This is a genomic window from Pseudomonas sp. Z4-20, assembly GCF_051131955.1.
In the GTDB taxonomy this organism is placed as follows: Bacteria; Pseudomonadota; Gammaproteobacteria; order Pseudomonadales; family Pseudomonadaceae; genus Aquipseudomonas; species Aquipseudomonas marvdashtae.
Genome location: NZ_CP071641.1, coordinates 1,431,092 through 1,449,003, shown reverse-complemented (window position 1 = coordinate 1,449,003; position 17,912 = coordinate 1,431,092). Strand labels below are relative to the sequence as shown.

18 protein-coding genes and 1 pseudogene are annotated in these 17,912 nt (G+C 58.4%); 10 read left to right on the top strand and 9 right to left on the bottom strand.

Annotation, left to right across the window (positions count from 1 at the left end):
• The first annotated feature begins 104 nt into the window (after positions 1-104).
• Complete coding sequence (locus tag J3P82_RS06670) at positions 105-287, top strand: PA3496 family putative envelope integrity protein (RefSeq protein WP_186635721.1); 183 nt, start codon at positions 105-107, stop codon at positions 285-287.
• 54 nt (positions 288-341) lie between these two features.
• On the opposite strand, the gene J3P82_RS06665 is transcribed toward J3P82_RS06670, so the two are convergent.
• Complete coding sequence (locus J3P82_RS06665) at positions 342-968, bottom strand: response regulator transcription factor (protein WP_186635718.1); 627 nt, start codon at positions 966-968, stop codon at positions 342-344.
• A 464-nt stretch (positions 969-1,432) separates the two neighbouring features.
• Here J3P82_RS06665 and J3P82_RS06660 point away from each other — a divergent pair.
• A pseudogene (locus tag J3P82_RS06660) lies at positions 1,433-1,708 on the top strand (hypothetical protein); the annotation flags it as partial.
• A gap of 162 nt (positions 1,709-1,870) precedes the next feature.
• Here the strand turns inward: J3P82_RS06660 and J3P82_RS06655 are convergent.
• Together J3P82_RS06655 and J3P82_RS06650 are read right to left on the bottom strand one after the other, a co-directional pair.
• The gene (locus tag J3P82_RS06655) at positions 1,871-3,088 is read right to left on the bottom strand and encodes an argininosuccinate synthase (RefSeq protein ID WP_003204943.1); all 1,218 of its coding nucleotides are present in this window, start codon (positions 3,086-3,088) and stop codon (positions 1,871-1,873) included.
• Positions 3,089-3,216: 128 nt separating this feature from the next.
• Positions 3,217-4,197 (bottom strand): flagellar protein MotY, encoded by a 981-nt coding sequence (locus J3P82_RS06650; RefSeq protein ID WP_434561674.1) that lies wholly within the window; start codon positions 4,195-4,197, stop codon positions 3,217-3,219.
• A gap of 188 nt (positions 4,198-4,385) precedes the next feature.
• On the opposite strand from J3P82_RS06650, the gene pyrC reads away from it, so the two are divergent.
• Together pyrC and rnt are read left to right on the top strand one after the other, a co-directional pair.
• Positions 4,386-5,432: a dihydroorotase gene (gene pyrC / locus J3P82_RS06645; protein ID WP_434561672.1), complete on the top strand. Its 1,047-nt coding sequence runs from the start codon at positions 4,386-4,388 to the stop codon at positions 5,430-5,432.
• Entirely contained in the window at positions 5,429-6,106 is a 678-nt protein-coding gene (rnt, locus tag J3P82_RS06640; protein WP_186611625.1) for a ribonuclease T, read from the top strand. Before pyrC ends, rnt begins: the two co-directional genes overlap by 4 nt.
• A gap of 221 nt (positions 6,107-6,327) precedes the next feature.
• Here rnt and J3P82_RS06635 read toward each other — a convergent pair whose 3' ends face one another.
• Complete coding sequence (locus tag J3P82_RS06635) at positions 6,328-6,930, bottom strand: peroxiredoxin (protein WP_003204949.1); 603 nt, start codon at positions 6,928-6,930, stop codon at positions 6,328-6,330.
• Positions 6,931-7,236: 306 nt separating this feature from the next.
• Between J3P82_RS06635 and J3P82_RS06630 the strand changes: the two genes are divergently transcribed.
• Together J3P82_RS06630 and bfr are read left to right on the top strand one after the other, a co-directional pair.
• Entirely contained in the window at positions 7,237-7,455 is a 219-nt protein-coding gene (locus tag J3P82_RS06630) for a bacterioferritin-associated ferredoxin (protein WP_003178704.1), read from the top strand.
• A 199-nt stretch (positions 7,456-7,654) separates the two neighbouring features.
• The gene (bfr, locus tag J3P82_RS06625; RefSeq protein WP_434561670.1) at positions 7,655-8,128 is read left to right on the top strand and encodes a bacterioferritin; all 474 of its coding nucleotides are present in this window, start codon (positions 7,655-7,657) and stop codon (positions 8,126-8,128) included.
• Positions 8,129-8,259: 131 nt separating this feature from the next.
• On the opposite strand, the gene grxD is transcribed toward bfr, so the two are convergent.
• The 3 genes from grxD to J3P82_RS06610 all read right to left on the bottom strand — a co-directional run bounded on the left by grxD (position 8,260) and on the right by J3P82_RS06610 (position 11,220).
• Entirely contained in the window at positions 8,260-8,601 is a 342-nt protein-coding gene (gene grxD, locus J3P82_RS06620) for a Grx4 family monothiol glutaredoxin (protein WP_434561668.1), read from the bottom strand.
• 99 nt (positions 8,602-8,700) lie between these two features.
• Positions 8,701-10,809, bottom strand: a complete 2,109-nt coding sequence (locus tag J3P82_RS06615; protein WP_434561666.1) for a molybdopterin oxidoreductase family protein — start codon at positions 10,807-10,809, stop codon at positions 8,701-8,703.
• Positions 10,810-10,932: 123 nt separating this feature from the next.
• Positions 10,933-11,220 carry a hypothetical protein gene (locus J3P82_RS06610; protein WP_186635701.1) on the bottom strand — a complete coding sequence of 96 codons (288 nt, stop codon included), beginning with the start codon at positions 11,218-11,220 and terminating at the stop codon, positions 10,933-10,935.
• A gap of 401 nt (positions 11,221-11,621) precedes the next feature.
• On the opposite strand from J3P82_RS06610, the gene argF reads away from it, so the two are divergent.
• Together argF and J3P82_RS06600 are read left to right on the top strand one after the other, a co-directional pair.
• Positions 11,622-12,542 (top strand): ornithine carbamoyltransferase, encoded by a 921-nt coding sequence (gene argF, locus J3P82_RS06605; protein WP_434561664.1) that lies wholly within the window; start codon positions 11,622-11,624, stop codon positions 12,540-12,542.
• Positions 12,539-13,648 (top strand): ABC transporter ATP-binding protein, encoded by a 1,110-nt coding sequence (locus tag J3P82_RS06600; RefSeq protein WP_434561662.1) that lies wholly within the window; start codon positions 12,539-12,541, stop codon positions 13,646-13,648. Before argF ends, J3P82_RS06600 begins: the two co-directional genes overlap by 4 nt.
• Before the next feature lie 48 nt (positions 13,649-13,696).
• On the opposite strand, the gene J3P82_RS06595 is transcribed toward J3P82_RS06600, so the two are convergent.
• Positions 13,697-14,479: a PhzF family phenazine biosynthesis protein gene (locus J3P82_RS06595; RefSeq protein ID WP_434561660.1), complete on the bottom strand. Its 783-nt coding sequence runs from the start codon at positions 14,477-14,479 to the stop codon at positions 13,697-13,699.
• Positions 14,480-14,629: 150 nt separating this feature from the next.
• Positions 14,630-15,100, bottom strand: coding sequence for a Cys-tRNA(Pro) deacylase (ybaK, locus tag J3P82_RS06590; RefSeq protein WP_434561658.1), 471 nt, complete (start codon positions 15,098-15,100; stop codon positions 14,630-14,632).
• 284 nt (positions 15,101-15,384) lie between these two features.
• Between ybaK and J3P82_RS06585 the strand changes: the two genes are divergently transcribed.
• Together J3P82_RS06585 and glpK are read left to right on the top strand one after the other, a co-directional pair.
• The gene (locus J3P82_RS06585) at positions 15,385-16,236 is read left to right on the top strand and encodes an MIP/aquaporin family protein (RefSeq protein WP_434561656.1); all 852 of its coding nucleotides are present in this window, start codon (positions 15,385-15,387) and stop codon (positions 16,234-16,236) included.
• An 87-nt stretch (positions 16,237-16,323) separates the two neighbouring features.
• On the top strand, positions 16,324-17,829 hold the full coding sequence (gene glpK, locus J3P82_RS06580; protein ID WP_434561654.1) for a glycerol kinase GlpK: 1,506 nt from the start codon (positions 16,324-16,326) through the stop codon (positions 17,827-17,829).
• Positions 17,830-17,912 lie beyond the last annotated feature (83 nt).

The window sequence follows — 17,912 nt, the reverse complement described above, 5'->3', positions numbered from 1 at the left end:
GCTATTGCTTTTATTGATAAGTCGATTGAAAAAATCTTTTTTACCCGCCGGTGGTTTATCGATATAAGGAGCGCCAATGGCATCCTTAGCCTGGAGTCGACCCCATGAGTACTGGCAAAGAACAATTGGATGTAGAAGACGATTTCATCGCCGTCGAGGCTGACGACGCGGAACCTGCGGTCGTGGAAGTGGCGAAAACCAACCTGAGCAAACGCCGCACCATCGATAACCTGCTGGAAGAGCGTCGCCTACAGAAGCAACTCGCCGAGTATGACTTTGATCTCTGACACGTAAAAGCCTCCCTGATGGAGGCTTTTTACTGATTACGCGTAGCCGGAAACTCACACCAAGCCGTTTCGCTGTGCCAGTTCGATCAGGTCGACCAGCGAACGGGCATTGAGCTTCAACAACAAGCGAGTCTTGTAGGTGCTGACGGTCTTGTTGCTCAGGAACATCCCATCCGCTATTTCCTTGTTGGTCTTTCCGCGAGCCAGTTCCTGCAGGACCATCATTTCCCTTGCGGACAGGCGATCAACCATATCGGACTCGCTGGCATTCCCAAGGCTTGAACGAACCGTATGCAAGGCTTGGTTAGGGAAATAGCTGTAGCCGGACAGCACCGCCTTTATTGCGCTTAACAGTTCGGTCAAATCCTGTTGCTTGCAAACATAGCCGGCAGCGCCTGTCTGCATGCAGCGCATAGAGAAATGTCCGGGTGCTTGTGAAGTCAGCACTAATACTTTCAAGGGTGATGGATTGGCGGTCAAACGAGCAATGACCTCCAACCCATCCAATTTCGGGATTCCAATATCCAGGATGACGATGTCGGGCATTTGTTCCCTGGCAATCTGTAACGCATCGACGCCATTATCTGCTTCAGCGATAACTTCATATCCATGGCGCTCCATTAGCAAACGTACAGCAAGACGAATGACGGGATGATCATCCACGATCAGCACTTTATTCATGGGCAAATCCAATTCGCTGTTCGAGTTTTTAGAGCACGCACAATAGCCTAGTCATTTCGGCCTTGGCATGCCGCCCCCCATGACCGCTCGCACCGAAAGACATAACCTACAAGCAATACAGAAAAATCCTACAAATAACCTGAGAGATGATGTGCCACGATTTTTTCCACAGACATGAAGCGGCTTATTCTGACGAGCCGGAAACCCTATAAACAATGCGAGTTTTCCCGGAAAAACGTCCCTGACGGCAACATCAGGAAAAAGCCATTTATCATAAATAGTTACTGATTTATTTATAGACAACAGCAAAAATTTCGCCCAGAGGAATGAGTTTCTGTATAAAAGATTCTATCTGATCGGCGACAGAACAATTGCACCATCAATATTATTATCGCTTCAGAGCACGCAATACTACTTAATCTTATTTTACTCTTCGAGCATGAAACTATTTATGAGCATCCACCATGAACAAACCACCGAGAACCGTTACCAACCCCCTGACACTTATCGCCATACTAGCAACTTTATCCGAAAGCTCCGCCGCCATCTCCCTGCCGTTCCTGGATGACCAAGATCGCGAATACTTTCTTTGGTTCCTGATCAGCTTTCCGTTCTACTTGTTACTTCTGTTCTTCACTACGTTGAACTTCAACTACCGTTCCCTGTATTCACCTTCAGATTTTCGCAAGAGCAAGCATTTCACGAAAAGCATGGACGTCTCCTCCGAGGATAGCCATCGCCCACGTCGTTCACCTGGTAAAAGGCGCAGGCGTTCTGCCAGATAATCCGCGTTATCAACTGGGAAGTCGAGTCATCACGGGGATGAGCCGAAAGGGGGAACGATAGAAGGAATGTATAAAAAAACGGCCTGCTCATGGCAGGCCGTTTTTTTTAAAGCCGGATCAGAACAACTTACGACCCTTGTTCGCCGCAATGCGCATGCGCAGGGCGTTGAGCTTGATAAAGCCGGCCGCGTCGGCCTGGTTGTAGGCCCCACCGTCTTCCTCGAAGGTCGCGATGTTGGCATCGAACAACGACTCGTCGGATTTGCGTCCGGTGACGATCACGTTGCCTTTGTAGAGTTTCAACCGCACGACGCCATTCACGTGAGCCTGGGAGGCATCGATCATCTGTTGCAGCATCAGACGCTCCGGGCTCCACCAGTAGCCGGTGTAGATCAGGCTGGCGTACTTGGGCATCAACTCGTCTTTCAAGTGAGCCACTTCGCGGTCCAGGGTGATCGATTCAATCGCCCGGTGCGCGCGCAGCATGATGGTGCCGCCCGGGGTTTCGTAGCAGCCACGGGACTTCATGCCAACATAGCGGTTCTCGACGATGTCCAGACGACCAATGCCGTGTTCGCCGCCGATACGATTCAGCGTCGCCAGAACGGTGGCCGGGCTCATTTCCACGCCATCCAGCGCGACAATGTCACCGTTGCGATAGGTCAGTTCCAGGTATTGCGGCGTATCGGGGGCTTTCTCCGGGGAGACGGTCCAGCGCCACATGTCTTCTTCGTGCTCGGTCCAGGTGTCTTCCAGCACGCCGCCTTCATAGGAGATGTGCAGCAAGTTGGCGTCCATCGAGTACGGCGATTTCTTCTTGCCGTGGCGCTCGATCGGGATCGCATGCTTCTCGGCGTAGTCCATCAATTTTTCACGGGACAGCAAGTCCCATTCGCGCCACGGGGCAATGACCTTCACGCCCGGCTTGAGGGCATAGGCGCCCAGCTCGAAACGCACCTGGTCGTTGCCTTTACCGGTGGCGCCATGGGAAATGGCGTCGGCGCCGGTTTCGTTGGCGATTTCGATCAGGCGCTTGGCAATCAGCGGACGGGCAATGGAAGTACCCAACAGGTACTCGCCTTCATAAACAGTGTTGGCGCGGAACATTGGGAACACGAAGTCGCGGACAAACTCTTCGCGCAAGTCGTCGATGTAGATCTCTTTGACGCCCATGGCCTGAGCCTTGGCGCGTGCAGGCTCGACTTCTTCGCCCTGCCCCAGGTCAGCGGTGAAGGTCACCACTTCGCAGTTATAAGTGTCCTGCAGCCACTTGAGGATCACCGAAGTGTCCAGGCCGCCGGAATACGCCAGAACGACCTTGTTTACGTCCGCCATGCCATCACTCCACGGGTTGTACGGAAAGCCGGGAAGTCTAACGTCCAGCGCGAATAATTTACAGGGGCGCGACAGCTTATGACGACGAAGCGACAGATTATGTCGAGCCCGCGACGATCAGGGCAGGATCAGGAGGTTCGCGCCGTCGCCGCAGCGGGGGCTGCAGTTTTGGTGGGAGCGACCGGCGTCGGAACCTTGCCAGGCGCCCCTACCGGTGCCGCAGGCGGTGTCGTCGGCTGTGGCGTCGGAGCTTGAGTCGGCGTCACACGCGCCAGATGCACAACCACGCGCCGGTTCTTGGCTCGATTGGCGGCGTTGGTATTAGAGACGAGGGGATAACGCTCACCGTGAAAACGCACGGTGAATTGGGATTCCTGGAAACCGTTGGCCTTGAAGAAATCCATGACCGCCAGCGCACGACGGCGCGACAATTCACGATTGGTCAAACGGTTGCCACTGTTGTCGGAATGGCCGTCGAGTTCGACATGATTGACGCTAGGGTCAGCCTTGATGAAGTCGAGCATGACTTGCAACTGCGCCTTGGCTTGGGCGTCGAGTTCAATCCCTTCGCCGGGAAAGCCGATCTGGGTTTGCTTGATCTGCTCGAAATTCTTCGGTAACAGTTTCGCTACACAGCCTTGATAATCGCTGAAAGCCTTGTTGAAGCGCACAGGCAACAGGCGGACCTCCGATACCCGGCCGTCCTCGGTATTGCGTCGGACCACAGGGCTACGCCCCTCCATCAGCCCACTGATCAGACGGCCCGCCTGTACCTGGGAGCTGTCGAACAGCACATCGCCGCTGCCGATCCTGACCGAGCCCAGGTTGATGTCACCCCGCCCTGGCTGCCAAGGCGCCGCAGCCGCCAGCAACGTCGCGGAGCCGCCACCCATCATCGGGTTATAGGCCTTGAGCCGGAACGTGGCCTGCTCGCCTGCCCGGCGCACGAACTCGCCGCTACCGAAATCGGTGATCGGCTGGCTCAGCCGGCACTCGAACTTGTCGCCTTCGACCGTCCACTCGATGCTCTCCAGACGGGTCTGGAAAGTGAGCGCCATCGCGGGAAGGCTGGCAAACACACTGAGCAAGGCTAGATAACGCTGGCGCACGGGAGGCTCCACTGGCATTTATACGGAAATCGAAAAACACGTGGCATGACGCCTGTCCGAGACACCGCACGGAATCGTGGCACACCTGAAGGGGCTATCGGTCACTTGCGGCAAAACTTGATAGCGGGTGCCCGCATCGGTCTTTTCCGGTAGCATTCCCCAGAGTTTGACCCGCCTGGAAGCCCCCCATGTCCGACCGCCTGACCCTGCTGCGTCCCGACGACTGGCATATTCATCTTCGCGATGGTGCTGTGTTGACCCATACCGTCGCCGATGTCGCGCGCACCTTCGGGCGCGCAATCATCATGCCTAACCTGGTTCCGCCCGTGCGTAACGCCTTCGAGGCTGATGGCTATCGCCAGCGCATCCTCGCCGCGCGCCCGGCTGGCAGCCGCTTCGAGCCACTGATGGTGCTTTACCTCACCGACCGCACCCAGCCCGCGGAAATACGCGAGGCCAAGGCCAGCGGTTTCGTCCACGCGGCCAAGTTGTACCCGGCCGGCGCCACCACCAACTCGGATTCCGGCGTCACGAGCATCGACAAGATTTTCCCGGCGCTGGAAGCCATGGCTGAAGTCGGGATGCCCCTTCTGATCCACGGTGAAGTCACCCGCAGCGATGTCGATGTGTTCGACCGCGAGAAAATCTTCATTGACGAGCATATGCGTCGCGTCGTGGAGCGTTTCCCGACGCTCAAGGTGGTTTTCGAGCACATCACCACCGGCGATGCCGTGCAGTTCGTCAACGAAGCCCCGGCCAATGTCGGCGCGACGATCACTGCGCATCATCTGCTGTACAACCGCAACCACATGCTGGTGGGCGGCATCCGGCCGCACTTCTATTGCCTGCCGATCCTCAAGCGCAACACCCATCAGGAAGCCTTGCTCGACGCCGCCACCAGCGGCAGCGCCAAGTTTTTCCTCGGCACGGACTCGGCGCCCCACGCCCGCCACGCCAAGGAAGCCGCTTGCGGTTGCGCCGGGTGCTACACCGCCTACGCCGCCATAGAGATGTACGCCGAGGCGTTCGAGCAGCGCAATGCGCTGGACAAGCTCGAAGGTTTCGCCAGCTTGCACGGCCCGCGTTTCTACGGCCTGCCGGTGAACACCGATTGTATTACCCTGGTCCGCGACGAGTGGACCGCCCCCGCCAGCCTGCCCTTTGGCGAGCTGACTGTCATCCCGCTGCGCGCCGGTGAAAAACTGCGCTGGCGCCTGCTGGAGGAAAACGCGTGAGTGAAGATCATTTCGACGACGAACTGGACGGCAACGCTGGTTCCGGGGGCGCTCGCCATCCCATGGCCGCTCGGTTCCGGGGCTACCTGCCGGTGGTGGTCGACGTAGAAACCGGCGGATTCAACTCCGCCACCGATGCGCTGCTGGAAATCGCCGCGACGACCATCGGCATGGACGAAAAAGGTTTCGTCTTCCCTGACCACACCTATTTCTTCCGCGTCGAACCGTTCGAAGGCGCCAACGTCGAAGCCGCCGCGCTGGAATTCACTGGGATCAAGCTTGATCACCCACTGCGCATGGCAGTGAGTGAAGAAACCGCCCTGACCGACATCTTCCGCGGCGTGCGCAAGGCGCTGAAGGCCAACGGTTGCAAGCGCGCGATCCTGGTGGGGCACAACAGCAGCTTCGACTTGGGCTTTCTCAATGCCGCCGTTGCGCGATTGGACATGAAGCGCAACCCGTTCCATCCGTTTTCCAGCTTCGACACCGCAACCCTCGCGGGCCTGGCGTACGGCCAGACCGTATTGGCGAAGGCCTGCCAGGCAGCCGACATCGATTTCGATGGCCGCGAAGCCCACTCGGCCCGCTATGACACTGAGAAAACTGCCGAGCTGTTCTGCGGCATCGTCAATCGCTGGAAGGAAATGGGCGGCTGGCAGGATTTCGACGACTGATAGCGGCTAAGCCTGGCTCTGGCTCTGGCTCTTGTGCTCTTGTGCTCTTGTGGCGAGGGAGCTTGCTCCCGCTTGAGTGCGAAGCGCTCACACAGTTTTGAGGGCGGCTGCGCCCCCCAGCGGGAGCAAGCTCCCTCGCCACAGATATCTGCATTGCAGCTGATAACCGGCCCATAAAAAAACCGGCCCATCAAGGGCCGGTTTTTTTATGCCGCGTGCGCTTACAGCTTGTCGCTGTGCTCGCCCAGATAGGCGGCTACGCCTTCAGGCGATGCGGTCATGCCCTTGTCGCCTTTTTTCCAGTTGGCCGGGCAGACTTCGCCGTGCTCTTCGTGGAATTGCAGGGCGTCGACCAGACGGATCAGCTCTTCCATGTTACGGCCCAGCGGCAGATCGTTGATGATCTGCGAACGAACCACGCCTTTGTCATCGATCAGGAACGCGCCACGGAAGGCCACGCCGCCTTCGGACTCAACGTCGTAGGCCTTGGCGATTTCATGCTTCATGTCGGCAGCCATGGTGTACTTCACTTGGCCGATCCCGCCATTGTTGATCGGGGTGTTGCGCCAGGCGTTGTGGGTGAAGTGCGAGTCGATCGAAACCGCGACCACTTCAACGTTGCGCGCCTTGAAGTCGTCCATGCGGTGATCCAGTGCGATCAGCTCGGATGGGCAGACGAAGGTGAAGTCCAGCGGGTAGAAGAACACCAGGCCGTATTTGCCTTTGATGGCGGAGGACAGGGTGAAGCTGTCGACGATTTCGCCGTTGCCGAGGACGGCTGGAACGGTAAAGTCAGGGGCTTGTTTGCCTACGAGTACGCTCATTGGATATCTCCTGGTGTAGTAACGTGAAAACAGAGTCCGCGCCAGCCTGTCACCCTCAGGCGACAGCCCTGTGACACGAACCCGCTTTGCAAGGACCGACCATCATACACCGCACATTTGGACTGTCCTCAACGGTTTTTCAGCGACATCGAAAATCCGAAGCACCTGGCGGCATGCACCTCCACCAAACCGTTCGTCAGCCTGATGCCGCTCTGGTGAAAGAGCTTTAGAAACCACTTTGACAATCATTCTCGTTAACATTAAGATCTGTCTCAATTGAGTCACAACCAGCGACGGTTCTTACTTATGTATGTATGCCTCTGCACTGGCGTCACCGACGGACAAATCCGCGAAGCGATCTATGAAGGTTGCTGCAGCTACCGCGAAGTCCGCCAGGCCACCGGCGTAGCCAGCCAATGCGGTAAATGCGCCTGCCTTGCCAAGGAAGTGGTGCGTGAAACCCTCGCCAAAGTGCAGACCGCCCAGGCCTCGATCCCTTATCCGGTAGAATTTACTGCCGCATAAATCCAGCTTTTTGAAGAACCGGACTCAATGTCCGGTTTTTTTATGCCTGTAAATCAATTGCTTAGCGTCCAGACGCGGAACACAAACATTCTTATTCCGATTAATTTTCATTTATTATTCAATAACTTAGGTTTGACACCCGTAAATGGGCGGCTCAAACTCCGCCTTATACACAGCTATTACAGGGCAGGCCCTCACCATGAAAGGCGACATTACAGTCATCCAGCATCTCAACAAGATCCTCGCCAATGAGCTGGTCGCGATCAATCAATACTTCCTGCATGCACGCATGTATGAAGATTGGGGCCTGAACAAGCTGGGCAAGCACGAGTACCACGAATCCATCGACGAGATGAAACACGCGGACAAGCTGATCAAGCGCATCCTGTTCCTCGAAGGCCTGCCGAACGTCCAGGACCTGGGCAAGCTGCACATCGGCGAACACACCCGGGAAATGCTCGAATGCGACCTGCGCATCGAACGCACCGGCCACGCCGACCTGAAAGCCGCCATCGCCCACTGCGAAACCGTCAGTGACTTCGGCAGTCGCGAGCTGCTCGAAGATATCCTCGAGTCCGAAGAAGAACATATCGACTGGCTGGAAACCCAGTTGGGCCTGATCGACAAGATCGGTCTGGAGAATTACCTGCAATCGCAGATGGGTGAAGAATAAGCTTCCCCGAAAGCAAGCCACAAAAAAGCCCCGCCCTCTTTCGAGGAGCGGGGCTTTTTGTTGCCTGGATTTCCAGGCATCCCACAACGTTCGTCCACCACACCCCGTGCGGCGAACAGAACCGTCATGGATCAAGCTTCAGTCTTGTTCGCCGCTGCCGCTTCTACAGCTGCCTTGATCGCGGACTGCAACGAACCGTCAGCTGCCATCTCGGTCATGATGTCGCTGCCGCCAATCAACTCACCGCCGACCCACAACTGTGGGAAGGTTGGCCAGTTGGCGTACTTGGGCAGGTTGGCGCGGATTTCCGGGTTCTGCAGGATGTCCACGTAAGCGAACTTCTCGCCACACGCCATCACCGCTTGAGCAGCCTTGGCCGAGAAGCCGCACTGAGGCGCATTCGGCGAGCCTTTCATGTAAAGCAGGATGGTGTTGTTGGCAATCTGGTCTTTGATCGTTTCGATGATATCCACGGAGCACCTCGGCTTGAACTTTGCGACTACAGATGTCGACACGGTGGCGCATTGTAACGGAAAGCCGAGCACCCTGCTCGGTCCGCCCCAAGGACAATTCTACGCAGCCGCCACCTTCACCGGAACCCCATTAAGCGCCGCGTTGCCGGACAACTCATCGAGTTGGCATTCATCGGTCAAGTCATTGGCACTGGAACCGGGCTGCGCGCTGGCAATGGTCATCTGCACACCCGGTCGGGCATGGCCCCAGCCATGGGGAAGACTGACCACGCCTTTCATCATGTCCAGGCTGCCCTGCACCTCCACTTCGATCACGCCTACTCGCGAACTGACCTTGACTCGTTGCCCATCGACAAGACCCCGGCTCGCCAGGTCATCGGGATGCATCAGCAGCTGATGGCGCGGCTTGCCTTTCACTAGCCGATGAAAGTTATGCATCCAAGAGTTGTTGCTGCGCACATGGCGACGGCCAATCATCAGCAGCTCATCGGATGCCGGCGCTCGCAACACGGCAAAGCGCGCCAGGTCGGCAAGGATCACCGCGGGCGCAGCCTGCAAGCGACCATTTTCAGTTTTCAACCTTGCGGTGAGATTGGGTTTGAGCGCACCGAGATCAATGCCGTGGGGATGATCAAACAGAGTCGCCAGGGACAGCTTGTGCGGCGATGCATCCCCATAGGCACCCGCGCGCAGCCCCAGATCGATCATCTGCGCTGGCGGCATGGTCGGCTTGAGTTCCTTGCCGGTCCGGGCTGCAAAGGCCTTGGCCAGGCCGACGAATATTTCCCAGTCATGCAGCGCACCCTCAGGCTTGGGCAGGATCGCCCGATTGAAACGGCTGACGTTACGCACCGCGAACAGATTGAACGTGGTGTCGTAATGATCGTTTTCCAGGGCAGAGGTCGACGGCAGGATCAGGTCGGCATAGCGAGTGGTCTCGTTGATGTACAGATCGATACTGACCATGAACTCCAGGCCATCCAGTGCCTGCTCCAGCTGCCGCCCATTGGGCGTGGACAACACCGGGTTACCCGCCACGGTGACCAACGCACGGATCTGCCCTTCGCCCTCGGTGAGCATTTCTTCGGCGAGGGCCGACACCGGCAGCTCCCCCGCGTATTCGGGACGCCCGGACACTCGACTTTGCCATCGGTTGAAGTGTCCGCCCGAGGTGCTCGCCACCAAATCCACCGCTGGCTCGGTGCACAGCGCCCCGCCGACCCGATCAAGATTTCCGGTCACCAGATTGATCAACTGGATCAGCCAATGGCAAAGCGTGCCGAAAGCCTGGGTCGATACGCCCATCCGTCCGTAACACACCGCTGACGGCGCGGCGGCAAAATCACGCGCCAGCTGACGGATCTGCGTCGCCGGAATCGCACAGAGAGGGCTCATCGCCTCCGCGGTAAAGCTTGCAACGGCCTGGCGCACCTCTTCGAGGCCATCCACCGGCAAATGACCGTCACGAGTCAGGCCTTCGCTGAAGAGCGTGTTGAGCAAGCCAAACAGCAACGCAGCATCACCACCGGGGCGTACGAAGACATGCTGGTTGGCGATGGCCGCGGTCTCGCTGCGCCGAGGATCGACCACCACCACTTGGCCGCCCCGGGCCTGGATCGCCTTGAGGCGTTTCTCCACGTCCGGCACGGTCATGATGCTGCCGTTGGAAGCCAACGGGTTTGCACCCAAGATCAGCATGAAGTCGGTGTGGTCAATGTCCGGAATTGGCAGTAAGAGGCCGTGGCCGTACATCAAGTGGCTGGTCAGGTGATGGGGCAGTTGGTCCACCGAGGTCGCCGAGAAGCGGCTACGGGTTTTCAGCAGACCGAGAAAATAGTTGCTGTGGGTCATCAGCCCATAGTTATGCACGCTCGGGTTGCCTTGATAGACGCCCACCGCGTTCTGGCCGTGGCGTTCCTGAATGCTTGCCAGGCGTTCGGCCACCAACGCGAACGCATCCTCCCAGGCGATGGGTAGCCATTCGCTGCCCATCCGCCGCATGGGCTGGCGCAGCCGGTCCGGATCGTTCTGGATATCCTGCAGCGCGACGGCCTTGGGGCAGATGTGTCCACGACTGAAACTGTCCAGCGGATCCCCCTTGATCGAGGTGATCGCCAGGCCTTGGCCTTCAGTTTCGGTGGTTTCGAGCGTCAGGCCACAGATGGCCTCACACAGATGGCACGCACGGTGATGAAGAGTCTTGGTCATGGCCAGTCTCTGTTTTATTCGTAGCGGCCGCTTTTGGCCGCGGGAACAAAACTATGGCCCGGGATCCCCTACCGCGCCAGCGACGTTCGTCCTGTGAATCGGCGGGCATCAGGCCAGCCGATTTCAGGGCTGCTCGGGAGGCGGCGCCAGCAACTGGATTTCCTCGATGGTCTCCACTTCCTCATGGGAGATGGGTACGCCCGTCAACTCGCCAATCAAGCGCCAATGCTCGTCAAGTCCACTGCTGATAGTGGCCATGCGATCAATCATCCGCCGACCCGCGGCCTTGGTCACTTCGTCGTCGCTGCGCAACAACTCGAATGACATGGACGTCACCGAAGCGGTCAGGTGCGTCAGGGAGCGCGCCGTCAGCCCCAGCAATTCCATCAGTTGTCGCTCTTTCGAATCCATTTGGGGGCTCCTGCATATAGGGGTTCATTTATAACCCAGGCCCTTGGTTTAGGAAATCTCACATCCGACAACGGACACTGGGAAATCCACGCCCGCCCGCCGAAAACCGAGCGTTTATCGTCCCACGCCCGTCCGGCTTGTTTGCCAAGCGCCGCCACGCCAGTGTACAAATGGGCTGCTGCTGTCAGGAAACCGGCTTTAAATACGTCATTGCAGTCCTGCCGTGACTTCGCTGAAATCCCCTATAACCGTAGCCCTATTGGTAAGACGCGACATTTAATGTCAATATCGCGCCTTCCCCTAATTTCGTCGCCCCGTGCGGCTTTTGCCGCAGGTCTCGCCCGTTTTTCCATTAAACAAGGCTTTGAGTATCTGCGGTCAGTAACAAAAGGTAGTCAATCATGAGCGCAAGGCACTTTCTCTCCCTGATGGATTTCACGCCCGATGAGTTGCTCGGCGTCATCCGTCGAGGCGTGGAGCTCAAGGACCTGCGTAAGCGCGGCGTACTGTTCGAGCCCTTGAACAACCGTGTACTGGGGATGATTTTCGAGAAGGCCTCGACGCGCACGCGCATTTCGTTCGAAGCCGGCATGATCCAGCTCGGTGGCCAGGCGATTTTCCTGTCGCCCCGCGACACCCAGCTCGGCCGCGGCGAGCCCATCAGCGATTGCGCCATCGTCATGTCGAGCATGCTCGATGCGGTGATGATCCGGACCTTTGCCCACAGCACCCTGACCCAATTCGCAGCCCATTCCCGCGTGCCGGTGATCAATGGCCTGTCCGATGACCTGCATCCCTGCCAGCTCCTGGCCGACATGCAGACGTTCCTCGAACACCGGGGCTCGATCCAGGGCAAGACCGTGGCGTGGATCGGTGACGGCAATAACATGTGCAACAGCTATATAGAAGCAGCGATCCAATTCGATTTCCAGCTGCGCATCGCCTGCCCTGAAGGCTACGAACCCAATCCGCAATTTGTCGCCCGGGCCGGTGACCGCGTAACCCTCGTTCGCGACCCGCAACAAGCGGTCACCGGCGCGCACCTGGTAAGCACCGACGTCTGGACGTCCATGGGCCAGGAAGAAGAAACCGCCAAGCGCCTGAAGCTGTTCGCGCCTTTCCAGGTCAATCGCGCCCTGCTCGACCTGGCGGCCGACGAAGTGCTGTTCATGCATTGCCTGCCGGCCCATCGTGGCGAAGAGATCAGCCTCGACCTGCTGGATGATCCGCGCTCCGTGGCCTGGGACCAGGCCGAGAATCGTCTCCACGCACAGAAGGCCCTGCTCGAATTTCTCGTCGAGCCGGCGTACCACCACGCATGAGCCATTCCTTGTTGTTGAATTTGCACAACTTGGCCTGCGGTTATCAGGACCAACGGGTCGTACAGAACCTCAACCTGCACCTCAACGCCGGCGATATCGGCTGCCTGCTCGGCTCGTCCGGGTGCGGCAAGACCACGACCTTGCGGGCCATCGCTGGTTTCGAGCCCGTGCATGAAGGTGAGATCCAGCTGGCCGGGGAAACCATTTCCCGCGCGGGCTTTACCCTCGCCCCCGAGAAGCGCCGTATCGGCATGGTGTTCCAGGACTATGCGCTGTTCCCGCACTTGAGCGTCGCCGAGAACATGGCCTTCGGCATTCGCAAACATCCTCAAAAGGATCGCGTGGTCGAAGAGCTGCTGGAATTGGTCAACTTGAAGAACCTGGGCAAGCGCTTTCCCCATGAACTTTCTGGGGGCCAGCAACAACGCGTGGCGCTTGCCCGGGCGTTGGCGCCCGAGCCGCAACTGTTGTTGCTCGACGAACCGTTTTCCAACCTCGACGGCGAGCTGCGACGCAAGCTCAGCCATGAGGTGCGCGACATTCTCAAGGCTCGCGGCACCAGCGCAATCCTGGTGACTCATGATCAGGAAGAGGCCTTTGCCGTGAGCGATCATGTCGGTGTGTTCCGGGAAGGTCGACTGGAACAATGGGATACACCTTACAACCTGTATCACGAACCGCTGACGCCTTACGTCGCCAGCTTCATTGGCCAGGGTTATTTCATTCGCGGCCAACTCAACAGCCCGGAATCGGTGCAAACTGAACTGGGCGTGCTGCGCGGCAACCGAGCCTACACCTGGCCGATCGGCGGCGCCGTGGATGTGCTGCTGCGCCCGGACGATATCGTCTATGCGCCAGACAGCCAGCTGACAGCCACTATCGTCGGCAAGACGTTCCTTGGTGCTTCTACCTTGTATCGCCTGCAATTGCCGACAGGCGCGCAATTGGAATCGATTTTCCCGAGCCATGCCGATCATCAGGTCGGGGCGACCGTTGGTGTCCGAGTGGCGGCAGAGCACTTGGTATTGTTCCAGGCCTCGGGCAGCACAGCGGCACATCTGCCGCCGGTGGAAAACGGCGTGCGGCGACACAGCGCGGCCAGCTAATGCTTCGGGAGGCTTTTGTGGCGAAGGGGCTGGCTCCCTCGCCACAAGTCAACCCAGGGACAGCGTCCCGCTCGCCACAAGCGTCGCATGCCCGCCGATCTTCACCCGCTCTCCCTCCAACCGACAAAACAATGCCCCGCCCCTGGCTGAACACTGATACGCCGTAAGACCGTGCTTGTTCAGGCGCTTGGACCAGTATGGAATCAAGCTGCAATGGGTCGACCCGGTGACCGGATCCTCATTGATGCCGATCGCCGGGGCAAAATAGCGCGAGACGAAATCGTGCTTGCTGCCCGGCGCCGTCACGATAGCGCCCGGCCACGGCAGCTTTGCCAAGGCTGCCATATCAGGCTTGCAGTCGAGCACGGCTTGCTCCGATTCCAACACCACGAACAGCTCGTTGGAGCTCAGCACGTCCACCGCCTCGACCCCCAAGGCATTCTGGACCGCCAGGGAAGCGCCCAATTCGGCCGGCACTATCGCAGGGAAATCCAACCACAGCCGGTCACCTTCGCGGCTGACGCTCAGCGCTCCAGACTTGCAGATGAAATCCAGCCGCTGCGCGGTTTCGTGATAGACCTCGAACAATACGAAGGCGCTGGCCAATGTCGCATGTCCACAGAGCGGGACTTCCGTGGTGGGAGTAAACCATCGAATGTGCCACTGCTGGTTTTCACGCACCAGGAAAGCGGTTTCAGCCAGGTTATGTTCGGCCGCGATCTTCTGCATCAAGTCGTCGGCGAGCCAGGCATCGAGCCGATAGACCATCGCCGGGTTACCGCCAAACGGCCGGTCACTGAACGCATCGACCTGATGAAACGCGAGCTGCATGGCACTTCTCCTTTTTATAGATGCGCGAGCATGAGCCGCACCGGCACCGTTTATCCAGTGACAGATGAGCACAATTTTTGCCCTACAGCACAGGACGGAAGTTTTGACACCCAATGAAACCTGAAGCCTCAGATTATCTTGGCAAGGGATTCAGGGACGCCCAATGTCGGCGAATGCCGCCCCGGTATGTTCCTTCAATACCAAAGGCGCCAATTCGACTTCCAAACCACGCCTGCCCGCACTGACGAACAGACTGGCTAGAGGCTGCGCAGAATTATCGATAAACGTGCGAAGACGTTTTTTCTGCCCCAGCGGGCTGATACCGCCCAGCAGATAACCCGTCGAGCGTTGAGCGGCGGCTGGATCAGCCATCTCGACTTTTTTCACCCCCGCGGCGTGGGCCAGCGCTTTCAGGTCCAGGCTTCCAGCCACGGGCACCACCGCCACCAGCAGCTCGCCCTTTTCGCTGGCGGCCAACAAGGTCTTGAACACCCGCGCCGGCTCCAATCCGAGCTTTTCAGCTGCCTCCAGTCCATAGGACGCTGCCTTGGGATCGTGTTCGTAGCTGTGGATGCGATGTTCGGCGCGCACTTTCTTAAGCAGATCCAACGCGGGGGTCATGGCCACTCCTGACAGAAAAACCAAAAGACTGTGAGGAATTCTATGCGATCGGCGGGTAAAAGGCTTCGCGGCGGTCATTCACGCCACGAATAATCCCAAAGTGACTGATGGTTCACTTTCGACCTTTGACAGCGGCGTTTCTTGTCTATATTTTTTCGAAACTGAAAGCAGAAACACGTGTCTCAAGCAACAGCCCGAGCGCAGGATGGGGATCCCGCCCTCGGTGAAAACGCGCTGACGAGTTGTATCCGACGCGCAGGACAACAAAAAGAACCGAGGTTTGAATGACAACTGCTTTACAACAACCCTCCCTTTCCAGCCAATGCCTGGCCGAGTTTCTCGGTACGGCCCTGCTGATCTTTTTCGGTACCGGTTGCGTTGCGGCGCTCAAGGTCGCGGGTGCGAGTTTCGGCTTGTGGGAAATCAGCATCATCTGGGGCGTCGGTGTCAGCATGGCGATCTATCTCAGCGCCGGTATTTCCGGTGCCCATTTAAACCCCGCCGTCAGCATCGCGCTGTGTATTTTTACTGACTTCGAAAAACGCAAACTGCCCTTCTACATCATCTGCCAAGTCGCCGGCGCCTTCTGCGGTGCGCTCTTGGTCTATACGCTGTACAGCAATCTGTTCTTCGATTTCGAACAGTCTCGCCAGATGATTCGCGGCACCGAAGCAAGCATCGAACTGGCGTCGGTATTCTCTACCTACCCGCACCCAGCACTGTCTACCGGCCAGGCCTTCCTGGTGGAAACGATCATCACCGCCATCCTGATGGGTGTGATCATGTCCCTTACCGATGACAATAATGGCCTGCCCCGCGGTCCACTGGCTCCACTGCTGATCGGCCTGCTGATCGCCGTGATTGGCAGTTCGATGGGACCGCTGACAGGCTTCGCGATGAACCCGGCACGGGACTTCGGTCCAAAACTGATGACATTCTTCGCTGGCTGGGGTGAAATTTCCCTGACCGGGGGACGCGACATCCCGTACTTTCTGGTGCCTATTTTTGCACCGATTGCGGGGGCTTGCCTGGGTGCCGCCGCCTACCGCGGGCTGATTGCCCGTCACCTGCCCGGCGCCGTGGCTGCTACAAAGGATGCAGAGCCGACCATTGACGGCAAGCCCAGAACATCCTGAACAGTCGGCGCAGGCTCCTGCCATTCCGGTCTGCGCCGTGGCTTCTTTATCTACGTCTCCCTTTATGAAAGACCCGAGGCAATCGACATGACCGACATTGAGAATAAAAACTACATCATTGCCCTAGACCAAGGCACGACCAGCTCGCGGGCGATTATTTTCGACCGTGACGCCAACGTGGTCTGCACAGCCCAACGCGAATTCGTCCAGCATTATCCGCAGCCAGGCTGGGTCGAACATGATCCGATGGAAATCTTCGCCACGCAGAGCGCGGTCATGGTAGAGGCCTTGGCCCATGCCGGGCTGCACCACGACCAGGTTGCCGCCATCGGCATTACCAACCAGCGCGAAACCACTGTGGTCTGGGACAAGTCCACCGGGCGTCCGATCTACAACGCCGTCGTCTGGCAATGCCGACGCAGCACCGAGATCTGCCAGCAACTCAAGCGCGACGGCCACGAGCAGTACATCAGCGAAGCCACCGGCCTGGTCACCGATCCGTATTTCTCCGGGACCAAGCTCAAGTGGATCCTCGACCACGTCGAAGGCAGCCGCGAACGCGCGCGCAACGGCGAATTGCTATTCGGCACCGTGGACAGTTGGCTTATCTGGAAATTCACTGGCGGCAAGGTCCACGTCACCGACTACACCAACGCCTCGCGCACCATGCTGTTCAACATTCACTCGCTGGAGTGGGACGCGAAGATGCTCGACATCCTCGACATCCCTCGTGAGATGTTGCCGGAAGTGAAATCTTCCTCGGAAATCTACGGCCGCACCAAAAGCGGCATCGCCATCGGCGGTATCGCCGGCGACCAGCAAGCCGCCCTCTTCGGCCAGATGTGCGTGGAACCGGGCCAGGCGAAGAATACCTACGGCACCGGCTGCTTCCTGTTGATGAACACCGGCGACAAAGCCGTCAAATCCAACCATGGCATGCTCACCACCATCGCCTGCGGCCCGCGCGGCGAAGTGGCATACGCCCTGGAGGGCGCGGTGTTCAACGGCGGCTCCACGGTCCAGTGGTTGCGCGATGAACTCAAGATCGTCAACGACGCCCTCGATACCGAATATTTCGCCAACAAGGTCAAGGACAGCAATGGCGTGTACCTGGTGCCGGCGTTCACGGGCCTTGGTGCGCCGTACTGGGACCCTTATGCCCGCGGCGCACTGTTCGGCCTGACCCGTGGCGTACGAGTCGATCACATCATTCGGGCGACGCTGGAATCAATCGCCTATCAGACCCGCGACGTGCTCGATTCCATGCAGCAGGATGCCGGCGAACGCCTCAAGTCCCTTCGCGTGGACGGCGGCGCGGTGGCCAACAACTTCCTCATGCAGTTTCAGGCAGACATTCTTGGCACCTTGGTCGAGCGCCCGAAAATGCGCGAGACCACCGCACTGGGCGCAGCGTACCTGGCCGGTTTGGCATGCGGCTTCTGGGGCAGCCTGGACGAGTTGCGCGGCAAAGCGGTCATCGAGCGCGAGTTCGAGCCGCAGCTGGATGAACAGGCCAAGGAAAAACTCTACGCTGGCTGGAAAAAAGCCGTCAGCCGCACCCGCGATTGGGAGCCACACGAAGACGCTGAGTAAGCCGAAGCCGGGAACGATGAGGATCTGAAACTGGTCGGGAATGGATTCCTGCGGCATCATGGGCAAATTTTGTACGGCAGCCC